The following is a 15044-nucleotide window of genomic DNA, read 5'->3' on the forward strand; positions in this document are numbered from 1 at the left end:
TTAATCAATCAATCATCCTGACCCGGTGATTGCCGCCATCGGCGACAAACAAGCTGCCGCCATAGTTGACGCAGGCGCGTGGACTGCTGAAACGGGCGGTGGCGCCGGTGCCGTCGGTGCTGTCCTGGAAGGCCGCGGTTCCGTCGCCGGCCAGAGTTGTCGTGTTGCCGGTACCAAGATCGACCTTGCGAACCCGGTTGTTGCTGGCATCACCAACATAGAGGAAATATCCGTCACTACACAATCCGAGAATCAGATTGAACCGGGCCGTCGCTCCGGTACCGTCGGTACTATCCTGAAACGCTGGTGTGCCGTTCCCGGCGAAAAAGGTGGCTGCACCGGTATTCTTGTTCACCTTGAAAATCCGTGAATAAGTCCCGACATAAAGGAAAGTTCCGATCGGCGGCCTTGCCTGGTAAACCTGAATCGGTGCATTAAATCCGGCTGTTGCGCCGGTGCCATCAGTGCTTTCCTGATCGCTACAGACACCATTACCAGACAAAGTTGTCGTTTCCCCGGTCAACGGCTGAACGCGCCGAATATAACAATTGTCCTGATCCGCGACATAAAGGAATGATTCATCGTGGGTTATTCCGGTTGGTCGGTTGAATTGCGCGGTCGCGCCAGTGCCGTCTGTACTGTCTTGATAGCCGGCAACACCAGTACCGGCAATAGTGGATGTCTCGCCAGTCGGAACATGAATCTTGCGGATATTATGCGCCGCGGAGTCGGCCAGGTAAAGATGGTTCCCTAGATAAACAATCTGGCTGGGCTCTGCAAAACTGGCGGTCATGCCAGTGCCATCGGTGCTGTCCTGGCTACCGGCAGTGCCATCACCAGCAAAATTGACCGTTTCTCCGGTCATCGGATCGATGCGACGGACCCGCCGGCCAGTACTCTCGGCCAGGTAGAGATAATCTCCGTCGGTGGCCAAACCCCGCGGAAAATTGAACTGGGCAGTGGCGCCGGTACCGTCGATGCTGTCCTGGAAGGCCTGGGTCCCGTCACCGGCCAGGGTTCCGGTATCACCGGCCAGAACCACACCACTGGATCCCGAGTCACCACCGCACCCGAAGAGCAATAACAGAAAAAGAGCCGACAACAGCAGGGTATAATTTTTTTTCATCACAACTCCTTGACCCGAACCATATTACACAAATCTTACACAGTACGGGGCGATGTCAATCGATCAAATCGAGACAAATATCCGGGCTGTCGATCGCCCCGGCGCCTGCAGGTCGAGGTCGAGAAAGTAGCCGAAAGGGGTCTGCGAGACCTCGTAACCGGCATTCACCAGGCGCTGAGCCGATCGGTCGAGCAGAGCCCCGGTAAAATCGGGGTTGGCCTTGGTTTCGGCAAGGTGCGAAAACGAATGCAGGACAATTTTCTGTGTATTGTTCTTGCGGGCGCCCCACTTGAGGTTCTTGATAAGTTTCTTCTCGACCCTGGCCGCATCTTCTTCATCTGCGGCCTCGGCATGAATAAAGCCGATAACCGCCTCGATAATTTCAGCAGGCTGATCAGAGTCGGGCTGGTCTTCGATCGCTTTTTGCGCCGGCGTGTAAGCAAAGTGCTCGGCATAAATCATCAGCAGCTTCATTCTGGCCTCTCTTTTATATGCTCAAAAACATCCGACCACCCAGTGCCAGCAGCAGAACACCAAGGACAAGCTCGATGCCGCGTTGGCCTTTCTGCAACAGCGGCCCGAACCGGTGACTCGATATCATGCCGACAACCAGAGCATACCAGGAAAACGATATCAGAAACATCGACAGATTGAGCAACGCTTTGTGCAGGAGATTGAACCCCGGAGTGATGACAACGGTAAAAAGTGCCAGATAGAAAGCCCACGCCTTGGGATTGGTCAGATTAGTCAGAAGTCCGGTCTGCCACGACCTGTATGGTGCTTCGCTGACAATGGCCGGAGTTCCTTCCGCAACGACCCCGCCCTTTCTGAAGCTGTTTCGGACCATTTTCAATCCAAGCCAGATCAAATACCCCCCACCAAGCAGCCTGATCAGCATGGAAAAGTGCGGTAACGCATTGACAATAACGAGCAATCCGAGCAACCCGGCGAAACCGAACAGGCCGCTGCCGGTGGCAACACCGAGGGCGGTATAGAGGCCTCTTTTGCGGGAGCCGGCCAGGGTCGTGTTGACAACGAGAATAAAATTCGGGCCGGGGCTGACAATAGCCAAAGAATAAACGGCAAGGAAAGATATAAAATTAAGCCAAACCGGGTCCATGCAACGATTCTATGGAGAAGCGGGGACGGGTGCAAATGAAAAACCCCGCACAGTTTACTCTGTCGGGGTTTTTCGAAATGAGTTAAATCTTGTTAAGTATCCCCTTCGGGGGGATCACGTCAGGCCTTTCTTCAGCCTGTTCAAAAAAATCCTATGTCGGGCGAATGACCCGGCGGCTCAGAGACGTTCATACTGTCATCCTCCCTTGCCTGTATATGAAGAAGTTAGCTAAATAATAGCAAATCATCCGCGAAAAGCGAGTCACAACAGCATTATTTTTCTCTCAGATTGGAAATAATCCTGGAAGTAGTCATATCGATTTCCCTTCTCTCCGCCAAAACCTGCGGCTTGCTATTACCGCTGCCTTCCTTTCTTTACTGCCGCGATGCCGGCGCCTCATCCCGCGAGGTCCAGCTTGCCTTTTATCCTGTTTTCTGTTAAATGAAGCGCACCTTAAATACTGAAAGGATGACCCGATATGCCGAGTTTCGATATCGCCTCCAAGGTCGACATGCAGGAAGTCGACAACGCAATTAACCAGACCCGCAAGGAAGTCAGTCAACGCTACGATTTTAAAGGAACGCATAACGAAATAGAGTTTGCCAATGAAGCAATTACCATTCTTGCCGCCGACGACTACAAGCTTAAAGCCATTATCGACATCCTGATTGGTAAACTGGTCCAGCGCAAGGTTTCCTCCAAATGTCTCGACTATGGCAAGAAGGAGAATGCTTCGCACAATGCCGTACGCCAGCAGATCGGGATTGTCCAGGGAGTCAGCAAGGAAAAGGGCAAAGAACTCGTCAAGGAGATCAAGAACAGCAAACTCAAGGTGCAGGCTCAGATCATGGATGACCAGGTCCGGGTGACCGGCAAAAAGGTTGATGATCTGCAGACGGTCATTCAGCTGCTCAAGGCGAAGGATTTCGGCCTCGACCTGCAATTTGTCAACATGAGAAGTTGATCTAGCGTCGGTACTGCATTCCCCAGTTCCAGGCCGGCTCAGGCTTGCTGCCGCCGATCGGCAGAAACGTGACCTCCATCTCCGGCAGGGTGAGGATGGCGCAGGTGTGATTGAACAGGGTGCTCCCGGGATTGACGACCAGTATTCCGGCCATCTTTTCGCTGTAAACCTGGTGGGTGTGTCCAACCACGAGAACGTCGGCAGCAAAACCCTCAAGCTGGCCACGCCAGTGGTCACGCAGTTCATCGACCATCTCGCCATCCTCGTCGAGTAGCTTGATCCCCTCCATCACCGAAGCGGGGGGTGATCCATGGACCATAACAATCCGACAGCCTTCTATCTCCAGTTCAGCGACCAGCGGCAATTGATCCATGTAATCGGCAACCGGGCCGCCCTTTTCACTCTGCTGATCTGCCAGCCACCAGAGATCGTGGTTTCCCAGAATCGAACGAACATCACTGCCGACCAGAAGTTCAACCGTAGATTCAAGGTCAGGGCCATACCCGGCAATATCACCGGCGCAGAGGATTGTCGCAACCTCTGCATTGGCAAGAGCTCCGAGTGCTTCGCGCAGAGGTTCCGGCGTCGCGTGGATATCACTGATCAGTCCAATTCTGGTTGCCATAACGCGCTCCGGAACGGGGACGTTTCTTCATAAGTATACTGTAACTTGCGGCCCGGGAAAGCCGAGACCAACCCTGGAATTTACTGTTTTTTATGCGCCAGGAACTTTAATGCCAGAATAAGGAGCGGGCTTGCGTGGAAGAGCAGATCGAATATATCGATCGGACGGGTCAGTATTCCATTAAGCAACATGCGCAATTTTTCGACCAGATGCGGCTCCGGCTTGAAGGGTGCCAGACCAAGCAGGAGCGCCGCAAGGAAAAGTGGCGGGTAGGGAATTTTTCGAAGAAATGTCATTAATTGTCTTTCGGGGTTGTCGTCGTCAGCGTCACCGGCTTGTAGGCATTCGCCAGCTCCTGTAACAGCGGTGTGATATCGCCGCCATCATCGCATATCATCTCGACCATCCGGCCGACCCGGTTGTGAAAAAGATCGGCGTAGGCGATATCGTCTGCTCTCTCCAAACCGGAAAAAGTCGCCTCGACGATTCGGGTCACATCTGCACCAAGCTTGAATTTCCCGACCTGCATCCGGGCCAGGTAGTGCCCGGTGCTGGGCTCCATTCCGACCGCAACGGCCACCTCATAGATGGTCGCGTAACTCAGAAGCCCGTAATAAACAATTTTCTGCGGCGGGTCGTCCTCGACCACAGCGGGATAGATAATCTCGTCACCGATCCGCTGCCAGCACTTCTTGAACAGCGGCGTCAGCTTCTTTTTACGTTTGAAAATATCGAGCAGGATCATTTCAGTCGTAATCGGTTTCCGGGCCGGGAGCAGACTTCTTGATACCGATGGCGAGCAGAGCAAAGGGGCCGATCAGCAGGCCGATAACAGCCCAGAGGTAAGGATTGAAGTTCTTGCTTTTGGCAAGCGAGAATGAAGCACAGCCGAACAGTATCCAGGCAATAAAAAATTCCATTGGATCTCCGATCTGATTCCGGGAGCGTTAATGACAACTCCGCATGGCGAATAAACAAGAATAGAATACAGGGACGAGGGAAAATCTCAAAGATCTATTTTCAGACCGGGAGATCCGGTCAGACGCGGTTTATGAAATAATCTTCAAATGCCGAGATAACCGTTGCAACATCTGCAACCGTAATATTAATGTGGGTCACCAGCCGGAGCCGGTCGTAGCCACCGACCAGAATCCCCCGCTGCTTAAGAAATGTGGCCAGATCGGCCTGCATATCCTGACCACAGTCAATAAAGACCATGTTGCTCTGGCCGGAGGCCGGATCAATCCTGAGCTGATCAATCCGGCCGAGACCAGCGGCAAGGTGCTGCGCTTTTTCATGATCGTCGGCCAATCGAGCAAACTGATTTTCAAGGGCGAACAGCCCGGCCGCCGCCAGGATTCCGGCCTGACGCATTCCACCCCCACAGACTTTGCGCCAGCGATGCGCCTCACAGATAAAATCCCCGGAACCGACCAGGACCGAACCGACCGGCGCGCCAAGCCCCTTTGACAGGCAGATCGATACCGTATCGTAATGCCGACAAATATCCTCCAGAGAGGCCATCTGCGCCACCGCCGCATTGGCAACGCGGGCCCCGTCAAGATGCAGGGCAAGTTTATGCTCATTGCAAAAGGCTGCCGCCCGGGCCTGGTAATCGAGAGGCAGAACCTTACCGGCCTGGCTGTTCTCGAGGCAGAGCAGGGACGTTCTGGCAAAATGGCTGTCGTTCGGTTTGATTGCCGATTTTACCTGGTGCAGATCAAGAGAACCATCCGCTTCGAAATCGAGCGGTTGCGGCTGAATACTGCCGAGAACGGCAGCACCACCGCCCTCGTATTTATAGGTATGCGCCTGCTGGCCAACGATATACTCATCCCCGCGCTGACAGTGACTGAGCAGGGCGATCAGGTTGCTCATTGTGCCGCTCGGCACAAACAGGCCGGCCGCTTTCCCCGCCATTTCCGCCGCTACCTTCTGCAGCCGGTTGACCGTCGGATCTTCGCCATAGACATCATCGCCGACATCGGCCTGCGCCATCACCGCGCGCATCGCCGCGGTTGGCCTGGTCACCGTATCACTGCGCAGGTCAATTATCTTCATCCAGCTAACATCCTAGGAGGCTTTCTGCCAGATAGCGGCAGCAAGCAGGGCCCAGCCGACGAGAAAGGCAATTCCGCCGAGCGGTGTGATCATTCCGAGGGCGCGGACATTCGACAAGACGAGCAGGTAAAGAGAACCGGAAAAAAGTAGAGTGCCGACAATGATGAACCATCCCGAGACCCGGATCAGGGCAACATCAGGCAGCATCTGGCAGAGAATGCCGATCAGCAGCAACCCGAGAGCATGAATCAAATGATAGTGGACACCGGTGTTCCAGGTTGCCAGCATTTCCGGTGACACCCGTGCTTTCAGGCCATGCGCGCCAAACGCTCCCAGCGCGACCCCGAAAAAAGCGCTGAGACTACCGAATACGACAAAAAACTTCATGATCCCTCCCGTTCAGTCGAGGCTGCAATCAATCATTTGCATCGGCCAGCTTGCTTTTCTCGACAACCGACTTGAGCCAGGCAATCTCTTCCGGCACAAACTGCTTGGCATAATCGGTCCCGACATTAATCGCCAGGTGAAGATCCTTGGTTGCCATGGCAACCGCGACGTAACCGGGAAGAGTGACACACTTGACACCCTCTTCCGCCCAGTCAACCACCCGATCCTCATGATCAAAAAGCATCATGAAATTATTGCCCTCCGCCTCCATGATCAGGGGCAGCGCTTTTTCGGGGTCTTCAACTTCGCCCTCCCCCTTGTTGATATCTCCGCTCTCCTGATCAAAGGTCGGGACATAAAAACTTGTCTGGAGAAACAGGCTGTAAAAATGGTTTCGATTGTCAACATTTTCGGGGTCTTCGTGCAGCGTTTTGAGCGCCTTGTCCAACGGGGTCATGAATCCTCCTCTTGGTTCCTGAAAAATTTTCTCATCGTAACAGATTGCATCGATAAAGTTAACGTCCGGGAGGAATTTTCCGATTTCTTCGGTATAATACTAGTAAGCAACGTTGCCGTTTACGTTAACTCTCAACAAGGAGGTCATTTATCGAAACAGATTCTGATCAGTTGAGTAGTTGGATGACACGCCGGTGGTCATTGAGGACCGGCCAGACCCCGTGACAGGGACAATACCTATAATAAAAGAAGGCCCGCGCAGTCTGTGGCGGGCCTTTCACTGTGGATAGCACTATTTCTTTTGCTCAGGCTTGCTGTTGATTGCCTCGTATAATTCGATCTGCTCACGGAATGACAACTTCTCATGACAGGCCGTCTTCAGACACAGGCGGCAACGAGTGTCAGCGCACCAGAGACAATCAACACAATCCCTGCAGGGATGCTTCTTTTTCGGCAGGCACTTTTCCATGATCCTAGTATACAGGATACGTCAATCGCCCGGCGAAATAAAAAAGAGCCCGGCGTTTTGGCGCCGGGCTCTTTTCGTACTCATTTTATGGTTTCAGCAATAAATTACTGCTTCACCACGTTGGCAGCCTGCGGACCTTTCGGACCGTCAGTCACGTCGAAAGTGACGCGCTCGCCTTCGGAGAGGGACTTGAATCCGTCACCCTGGATAGCGGAGAAGTTAACGAATACGTCCGGACCGCTGTCCTGCTCGATGAAACCGAAACCCTTGCTGTCATTGAACCACTTGATTGTACCTTCAGCCATTTTCTTAATCCTTTTTTGTCTCTACAGAGACATTTTCTTTTTGTGCAATCTTCAAATATTCAAATAAAAAAGCTGTGCAAACTTCTTGTCTGCGCAGCCTGTTTTTTAATGACACATTGTCTAAAAACGAAACATTTGAACACTGACACAAGTTGTTAAGTCAGCACTCTAACACGAAACACTCCATAGAAAGCAAGAAAAATATTGATTCTACGAAAGTTTTTCTAAACACCAGGCCGCTTCTTGATAAGCGGCCTTTGGAAGGCTACCTCTTTTCGACTTCTTCAACCGCCCCGCCGGCCCTGGTCCAGCTATCGAAGCCACCATCGATGTGACAGACATTCTTCAACCCCATCTGCCGTGAAACCTGGGCGGCCAGAGCCGAACGCCAGCCAAGGTTGCAGTAGAAAATGAATTTTTTATCTTCGGTGAAAAGGGGCTTATGGTAGGGGCTCTCCGGATCGATCCAGAATTCGAGCATGCCGCGCGGCACATGCCTGGCCCCCGCTATCTTGCCATCGTGCCAGAGCTCGCGAACATCACGCAGATCAATGAAGAGGACATCATCCGATCCGTGCAGAGCCAGAGCTTGCTCGATAGAGAGCGTTTCAACCTCCGCCTCGGCTGCCGCCACCAGATCCTTGTAACCCTTTTTCAGTTTCATAGTATCTCCCCTATCCCAGGGCCACATCAAGCAGCATCATAACTGAGAAACCGACCATCGTCGACATCGTCACAAAATCAATATTTGCCTGTATCCGTTGCGACTCAGGAATCAACTCCTCAACGACAACAAAAATCATCGCTCCGGCGGCAAAACAGAGGGCATAGGGCAGGATCGGCTGCATAACGAGAACAAACATGGCGCCGATGACTCCGGCAATCGGCTCGACAATGCCGGAGGCCTGGCCGAGCATGAAACTTTTGCCGCGGCCCATACCTTCCCGCCGCAGCGGCATCGACACGGCTGATCCTTCCGGAAAGTTCTGAATACCGATGCCGATCGCCAGGGCAATAGCAGCACCGATTGTGGCTGAAGGGAGTCCGGCAGCAACTGCCCCGAAGGCGACACCGACGGCCAGACCTTCCGGAAAATTGTGCAGGGTGATCGCCAGAACCAAAAGAGTGCTCCGTTGCCAGGAGGTCTTGACCCCTTCCTTCTGATCAATTTTCAGGCCCGGATGCAGATGTGGCAGGAAGATATCAATGAGGCGCATAAAAATCCCCCCCGCCATAAACCCAATCACAGCAGTTAACCATGGGATCTGCCCCATCTGTTCAGCCATCTCGATCCCGGGATTGAGCAAAGACCAGAAACTTGCAGCGATCATCACGCCGGCAGCAAAGCCAAGCGTTGCGTCGAGATACTTCGGCTTCAAATCTTTTTTCAGGAAAACCAGAGCAGCCCCGGCGGCGGTCATCCCCCAGGTGAACAGAGTTGCCAACAACGCCTGGACAACCGGATGTAATTCCAGAAAAGCATCCCACATTAGAAAGGTCCTCCACTGAGAATGGCCGGTTCAAAAAAGTCCGGGCCAGTATAGCAAAAACGGTCAGAATGACCCACAGGAAATGATTCTTGTCTCCGTCAAATATTGTTGGGCAATCGGATCCAGGCTTTCAATAAGTCGTCGGCAAGTCCATGGATAACATAACAGCGCTTTTGTCAGTATAGTTGGCCCTCAACGAAACTCAAATATATCTTGGGGGGGGGGCGACAGGTTAGAGGCAGGGTACAATATTCGCCGTCTCTGATTCCAGGTCAAAGACAACTTTAACCTGGTTGTTTTTAAGTTGCGTGAGAACCTGAGCAATCTTATCGTCGAGAGCGCCACCGGGATCCCCCCAATCCGCACCATCTCTGGTCACAAACTCCTTGATCATATTCCGCAGCGTTTCCGGAGCAATCTGATCGTAAGGGACATCGACCCCTTTTTCGAGATGAATCAAAACGGTCCCGGAGGATTTGTTATTCACAAGACACTTCCCTTAATCTTCGGATCGGGGGTGCTTCTTATCTCTCATGCAATTTCAAGAATGGCAAAAGCATCATGGCAGACATGAATGATTTCCAGGTTCAGAACTATCACCAAAGCGTTGGCATAACACCAAGTTTATTGAAGGTAACAGCATTTGTGCGCAGTTCGTTTGCTTGCTCTTCGAGTCCACGAGCCTCAAGGCGTGTGGCCATGAGCTCAAGTGTGGCTGACCCTTTTTCGTTTTCTCCCGAATTCATCTCAACAAGATAAAGCCGCCGCAAGTAGTTCAACTCCTTTTTCCAGTTTTCGAGGGCTCGATGACTGTCGGCCAACAACTTCAGGTCAAGGGCAATTTTATCGGCCCGCTTTAGCTGCTGGTCCATCTTTAACGCTTTTTCGAGAAAAGACACGCCGGCATCATGAATTGCTTGCACCTGATCGATCTTGCCGCGCAACCGATAAGCGTTGGCACGCTCCTGCAGATCAGCATCAGGCAGAGTATTCAAAGCCTGATCGACATGCTTGCGTGCCACTTCATAGTCTTGAGAAATAAAGTGAATTCTGGCAATGAGATTGTGCGCTGCTCCCCTCAGTGATGGATCCGCATTCAGGACCTCCCGGGCGGAGCGCTCTGCGCTGGCAAGATCCGTTGACGCCAACGCAAGCAGGGCCTGTTCATAGGCTATTTGCCCCTGGTGCGTGGTTACGGCAAGGCTATCTGCTTGCGAAAGGTAGAGCGCTGATTCCCGATAATTCCCGGAACGTCTTTCCAGCGAAGCGAGATTGATCAGTGTTGCGCTACTTCCGACGCGATGTTCAACAGCAGCAAACAGTTTATACGCTGCAACAAGGTTCATTCGGGCAGCTTCGAGTTCTCCCGATTGCAGTTGACGGGTACCACGCAGATGGACATCGAGTGCGGCTTGTTCATGCGGTGGGGTTTTAATCGCCTGTCCGCCAGCACAACCGGCAAGAAACAAAATCAGGATGATGGAAGATATGCGATTAATCATGACTGTCACTCTTGAAAATCTGAGGTTCAGGTGCCGGTGCATCGGAACTGAACAACCACATATTGTTGGCTGAATCAACCAACGTCCCTGCCCCGTCGATGGCCTTGTCGGCCCTCTCGACGATACCCGGCAAGCGGGGCACCACCTTGTCCGAGGCCGAGCGCAGATCAGTCGATATTTTCTCGAGATTACCGAGTGTCGTGTTGACCTTTTCAAGAATTTGCGGCACATCACCTTCGGCAGAACCGAGAATGGTGTCGACCCGCTTCAAGGTTTGATCAAGGGAGTTGAACGTATGGTCGGCCTGCCTGAGGAGTGCCGCAATATCGGTGGACGTTGCATCCAGAAGATTATCGACACGTCCACGCGTACCCCGGAGCTCCCCCGTCAGATTGTTGATGTTCTGCAAAGACTGCTTGAAGTCGCCAGCCGGATCATCAATGTATCCGATAATATCCCTGACTTCGAGCAAAACAGGTTGAATTTTTTCAGCAATATCGCTGACATGTTGCTCGAGTGATTTCGAAGGTTCAAAGTGAATACGATCGCCATCAATTAACTCCGGCGAGTTTTTGCTGCCGGCGGTCACTTCGAGAATGGCATCGCCCACCAGGCCTTCCGTACCCAACCTGGCAACTGAATCCTGACGAATCCAGCGACTATATTCACGATCAATATCCATGCTGATATCGACCCTCGCATCATCGTTGAGGCGGATATCGTCTATTCTGCCGATACGAAAGCCTGACAATTTCACCGGCATTCCGACCGAAAACCCCGTACCCCGGTCTACCGTAAACACCAGTTTATACCGACTTGTAAAAACGTCATTTTCAAAACCCAGGTAGATCAGAACAACAATTAACCCGATTAGAGACAGGGCAAGGAATACACCAACCTTCATTTCCAGGTTTTGAAAACGGCGATCGGACTCAGCGTACATAGTTTCCCTCCTGATTCTCTACAAAGGCATGCAAATGATCGAGTGCCGCTATACCTTCTGCGTCATCGACAAAATACAGGCAGGAGATGTCTGCGTTTTGTGTGACGTAATGATTCGCAGTACGAATGAGATCCTGCTTTTCGTTATACGAATGTCCGTTCAGATAATGATCATAAATCATCAGTACGGGGCGAATCGCAAAAGCTCTGGCCAGCAGCACCTGCTTCCGTTCAAAGCGAGATAAAGCACCTGCTGCAGCCAACGGGTCTCCGCCAAAACCGGACAAATCGAGGGCTTTTGCAACCACCTCTTTTTGCTCATCAATCGAGCTGATTCCCGAATGAAACGAGACCGGCAGCAAAACATTTTCCCATACCTTGAGGTTCGCCACCAGGCCGAAGCTTTCCGATACAACTCCAACTGTTCCCCGAAACTGCCGCCACTGTTTTTGTGAAAACCGGGATGAGTCTTCACCGGTGACAAGAAGTTGCCCTGAAACGGGAAGAGAGAACCCGAGTATTGTATCGAGGACTTTTTGAGTGCCGACCTCCTCAACACCGGACAACGCAAGGCTCATTCCTTCTTCAAGCTTGAAGTTGAGAGTGATCGAGCCGAGGCCAATATTTTCGAAAGAAATTATTGCCATTTAAGTTTAATAAAATGCCGCCAGGCTGATGACCCCATTCAGAAAAAAAATTGCGAATAAACTATAAATGACACCGCGCGAAGACGCTCGCGGTATCATGGTTGATACCCTCCCTACGGACATACCCTGCTGAATACAGATCAGACTCATCAATCCGCCAAACAATAAACCCTTCATCAGGCTGACAGCAACATCTTGAAACCTCAACGCGGAATACAAACCTTGCGAGAAGGATTCAAACGGAACATTCATGAAAAGATTGGCGACAAAGAAGCCACCGAGAATAGCGACAATTTCAAAATAGATCGTCAACACCATGCAGGATAACGAAAAAGCAAGCAGTCGCGGCAGGAAAAGATATTCATGGGGATCAATCCCCATGACTTCAAGGGACTTGATTTCCCGATTCACTTCCATCGTTCCAAGTTCGGCAGTCACCGCAGCACCACTGCGCGCGACAATAATAATGGCGGTCAATAAAGGTCCCAGTTCACGCAAGATCGTCCAGATAAGTATTTTGCCGATCATGGTAATGTTGGTACTACCGAGCAATCCCTTGACTTGAACGATAATCGCCGTTCCGAGAAATAATGCCGTGGGCACGATAATTTTCAGCGACTCGTAGCCCGTAAAATAGACTTGTTTCCAAACAATCCGGCGGGAGACGCTATGGTGCCTCCCCACAAGTAACGGCAGGGTTTTGAATGTTGAAAATGAAAGGACCATGAGGTCATTAAGCAGGGCTGCCTGCTGGAGGCCCCATTGTCCAAGCAAAAAAATCAGGCGCTGCATAAGAAAACCAATCCGGGGAAAACTCTGGTCCAGAGAGAAAACTATGAGCACATCCATACTCGATTTTCCCAGAGTAGCCAAAACAATACATCAATGAAAAGCAAAAAATGGTTCAGAGATCAGATCAGGAAAGAGATTCGACGCATGAGAACACCTTTTTTTTAACATAAACATGACAAGCTTAATGCCTCTTATGACGATGGCGCTATTTAATTTTTCCAAAAGAAATAATAAGAAAAGAATCTCGACAGTCACAGCCTCATGTCAGCTATAAACGAAAAGAAAAGGCGCCGTAGCCGTTAACCCATGGCCAAGGCGGCATAGACCCGTGCCGCCGCCTCTACCTCGGCCAGGCTGGTCTGTTCGTCGGCGGTATGGGCTGTTTCCAGTGAACCGGGGCCAAGAATAAGCGGTTTGCTCCCGGCTTCGTAAAACAGGTTCCCGTCCGAGTGAGAACGGAACGGTACGAACTCCAACGGCAGATTGAGCCGCTGATAGACATCTTCAAAAATGGCGATGATTTTCTCATCCAGGTCGAGTTGATAACCGCCTGATTCGTAGGAAAAGTCAAGTTCCAGATCGAGCCCCTTGATTGATCGGCGCGCCTTGACCAGGTGTTTTTCGAGCTCCTGGCGGATCAGGCCCGGATCGACTTCGGGTGAGAGGTGCAGGTCAATCATTGCATCGCATCGATCAGGTACGACAAAACCGGCGCGCGACGAACTCATTTCGCGGATCGAGTAAACCAGCTTTGACGTCTCCCGATCAAACATCGGAGCGTTCTGAAGCTGCAGGAGAACTCGCAGCATCGCTTCAATCGCATTGTGCCCCAGTTCGGGAAGCGACGAGTGGATGCGCCGGCCCTGGGTGGCCAGCGATATCTCCATGTAGCCGAAGTGGCTGAAGGCCGGAAGCATGGCGGTTGGTTCGCCGATGATGACCCGCCCGGGGCAGCACTCCTCAAGGAAGCGGATGCTGCCATCACCGTTCTCTTCCTCGCCGACAACCAGCAACAGGCCGAGCGAAGGGCGCTGCTCCTCGGGCAGAGTGGCCAGCGCGAGCCAGGTTTCCACCATTGCCGCACAGCCTCCCTTCATGTCGGCGCTGCCCAGGCCGCGGACCACACCCCACTCTTCTACCGCTGCATACTCATCGATATCCCAGGCGGCGACCGTATCGACATGCCCGACCAGGTAGAGTTCCGGCGCCCCCTCACCCATGGTTGCGACCAGATTGAAGCGTTCATCTTCGACCACCTGGCGCCGAACCTCAATCCCGGCCGGAGCGAGACGCTGTTCGAAGTAAATCTGGATATCCTCCTCCTTTCCGGAAGGAGAGTAGATATCGATTGCCTCCATCAGAGTTTGCCGCAGGCGTTGTGGATCGATCGCTTGCCAGACAGCTTCCAGACGATTGCTCATGCTCAGGCCTTTTTCTTTTTTTTGCGCGAGCGGGAAAGGTTGAGGGTCATGTAGACATGTTTCTGGATATTATCAAAGCCCTGTTTCTTGAAAAAATTGATCCCGGCCTTGTTGTCGGCATCGGTATCGATGATCACCATGCGGACTCCCTGCTCGACCATCCGTTCCTTGATTTCCTTGAACAGCGCCTTGCCGACGCCGGCCTTCTGCAGCCCGGGTCGCGTCCCGATCCAGACGAGATAGCCATATTTCCAGGAGGAGTGCTGTTTCTCAACGGTGGTTCCAAGCGCAAAACCGACGATTTCATCATTCAGTTCGGCAACGATGCAGAGTTCGCTGTCGGAGTTGAACAGGGTGGTGATCTCGTATTCATCCCAGGTGCGATACATGCTGGGAGAATAGTCGGCGGTGAAAAGCAGCTCGCCGAGATGGAAGACAGCCGCCAAATCGTCAATGGTCATGTCACGAATTAATAGTTCATCTCTCGCTTTGCTTTTTGTCATAGCACCCATCGTTTATGAAATGATGAACAGGATATTTTGCCGCCCTGGCAAAACCATCGTCTTCGGCATTTGCCAAAGGAACGGTCGCATTTATACGGAAACCATTCCTGCCTTTTCAGAAACCCGTCTTGTTCGATTCCGTGGCATGGTTCCAGGCGTCTTCAGGTTACATCTAAAAAGGTTACATCTAAAAAGGTTACATCTAAAAGCAGTGCGCGTTCAGATTTAATGACA

The 15044-nt window shown here is 52.0% G+C and carries 20 protein-coding genes; 1 reads left to right on the forward strand and 19 read right to left on the reverse strand.

The annotated features are described in order from the left end of the window. Positions 1–4 precede the first annotated feature (4 nt). The 3 genes from C0623_08715 to C0623_08725 form a co-directional block, all read right to left on the reverse strand. Positions 5–1126 carry a hypothetical protein gene (locus C0623_08715; GenBank protein ID PLX99574.1) on the reverse strand — a complete coding sequence of 374 codons (1122 nt, stop codon included), beginning with the start codon at positions 1124–1126 and terminating at the stop codon, positions 5–7. A gap of 63 nt (positions 1127–1189) precedes the next feature. Next, on the reverse strand, positions 1190–1600 hold the full coding sequence (locus C0623_08720; protein PLX99575.1) for a hypothetical protein: 411 nt from the start codon (positions 1598–1600) through the stop codon (positions 1190–1192). Positions 1601–1613: 13 nt separating this feature from the next. Beyond that, positions 1614–2246, reverse strand: coding sequence for a hypothetical protein (locus C0623_08725; GenBank protein PLX99576.1), 633 nt, complete (start codon positions 2244–2246; stop codon positions 1614–1616). Between the two features lie 478 nt (positions 2247–2724). Between C0623_08725 and C0623_08730 the strand changes: the two genes are divergently transcribed. After that, positions 2725–3210 carry a YajQ family cyclic di-GMP-binding protein gene (locus tag C0623_08730; protein PLX99577.1) on the forward strand — a complete coding sequence of 162 codons (486 nt, stop codon included), beginning with the start codon at positions 2725–2727 and terminating at the stop codon, positions 3208–3210. Between the two features lies 1 nt (position 3211). On the opposite strand, the gene C0623_08735 is transcribed toward C0623_08730, so the two are convergent. The 16 genes from C0623_08735 to C0623_08810 form a co-directional block, all read right to left on the reverse strand. Then, complete coding sequence (locus tag C0623_08735) at positions 3212–3835, reverse strand: hypothetical protein (GenBank protein ID PLX99578.1); 624 nt, start codon at positions 3833–3835, stop codon at positions 3212–3214. An 80-nt stretch (positions 3836–3915) separates the two neighbouring features. Next, a complete protein-coding gene (locus C0623_08740; GenBank protein ID PLX99579.1) occupies positions 3916–4131 on the reverse strand; it encodes an RND transporter in 216 nt (71 codons plus the stop codon). Beyond that, the gene (locus C0623_08745; GenBank protein PLX99580.1) at positions 4131–4580 is read right to left on the reverse strand and encodes a hypothetical protein; all 450 of its coding nucleotides are present in this window, start codon (positions 4578–4580) and stop codon (positions 4131–4133) included. Before C0623_08745 ends, C0623_08740 begins: the two co-directional genes overlap by 1 nt. A 293-nt stretch (positions 4581–4873) precedes the next feature. Next, positions 4874–5896 carry a low-specificity L-threonine aldolase gene (locus tag C0623_08750; GenBank protein PLX99581.1) on the reverse strand — a complete coding sequence of 341 codons (1023 nt, stop codon included), beginning with the start codon at positions 5894–5896 and terminating at the stop codon, positions 4874–4876. Between the two features lie 12 nt (positions 5897–5908). After that, positions 5909–6283 carry a DUF423 domain-containing protein gene (locus C0623_08755; protein ID PLX99582.1) on the reverse strand — a complete coding sequence of 125 codons (375 nt, stop codon included), beginning with the start codon at positions 6281–6283 and terminating at the stop codon, positions 5909–5911. 28 nt (positions 6284–6311) lie between these two features. Next, a complete protein-coding gene (locus C0623_08760) occupies positions 6312–6740 on the reverse strand; it encodes a hypothetical protein (protein ID PLX99583.1) in 429 nt (142 codons plus the stop codon). Between the two features lie 572 nt (positions 6741–7312). Then, positions 7313–7513 carry a cold-shock protein gene (locus C0623_08765; GenBank protein ID PLX99584.1) on the reverse strand — a complete coding sequence of 67 codons (201 nt, stop codon included), beginning with the start codon at positions 7511–7513 and terminating at the stop codon, positions 7313–7315. Positions 7514–7778: 265 nt separating this feature from the next. Then, positions 7779–8171, reverse strand: coding sequence for a rhodanese (locus tag C0623_08770; GenBank protein PLX99671.1), 393 nt, complete (start codon positions 8169–8171; stop codon positions 7779–7781). Positions 8172–8187: 16 nt separating this feature from the next. Then, complete coding sequence (locus tag C0623_08775; protein PLX99585.1) at positions 8188–9003, reverse strand: ZIP family metal transporter; 816 nt, start codon at positions 9001–9003, stop codon at positions 8188–8190. Positions 9004–9235: 232 nt separating this feature from the next. Next, entirely contained in the window at positions 9236–9397 is a 162-nt protein-coding gene (locus C0623_08780; GenBank protein ID PLX99672.1) for a hypothetical protein, read from the reverse strand. A 202-nt stretch (positions 9398–9599) separates the two neighbouring features. Beyond that, entirely contained in the window at positions 9600–10505 is a 906-nt protein-coding gene (locus C0623_08785; protein PLX99586.1) for a hypothetical protein, read from the reverse strand. After that, positions 10498–11448 (reverse strand): MCE family protein, encoded by a 951-nt coding sequence (locus tag C0623_08790; protein ID PLX99587.1) that lies wholly within the window; start codon positions 11446–11448, stop codon positions 10498–10500. The genes C0623_08785 and C0623_08790 overlap by 8 nt, the downstream gene beginning before the upstream one ends. After that, the gene (locus C0623_08795) at positions 11438–12094 is read right to left on the reverse strand and encodes a hypothetical protein (GenBank protein ID PLX99588.1); all 657 of its coding nucleotides are present in this window, start codon (positions 12092–12094) and stop codon (positions 11438–11440) included. Before C0623_08795 ends, C0623_08790 begins: the two co-directional genes overlap by 11 nt. A gap of 6 nt (positions 12095–12100) precedes the next feature. Beyond that, the gene (locus tag C0623_08800) at positions 12101–12943 is read right to left on the reverse strand and encodes a hypothetical protein (protein ID PLX99589.1); all 843 of its coding nucleotides are present in this window, start codon (positions 12941–12943) and stop codon (positions 12101–12103) included. 242 nt (positions 12944–13185) lie between these two features. Next, positions 13186–14307: an acetylornithine deacetylase gene (locus C0623_08805; protein ID PLX99590.1), complete on the reverse strand. Its 1122-nt coding sequence runs from the start codon at positions 14305–14307 to the stop codon at positions 13186–13188. A gap of 2 nt (positions 14308–14309) precedes the next feature. Next, entirely contained in the window at positions 14310–14810 is a 501-nt protein-coding gene (locus tag C0623_08810; GenBank protein PLX99673.1) for a GNAT family N-acetyltransferase, read from the reverse strand. Between the last annotated feature and the right edge of the window lie 234 nt (positions 14811–15044).

This window comes from Desulfuromonas sp., from assembly GCA_002869615.1.
Lineage (GTDB): Bacteria > Desulfobacterota > Desulfuromonadia > Desulfuromonadales > UBA2294 > BM707.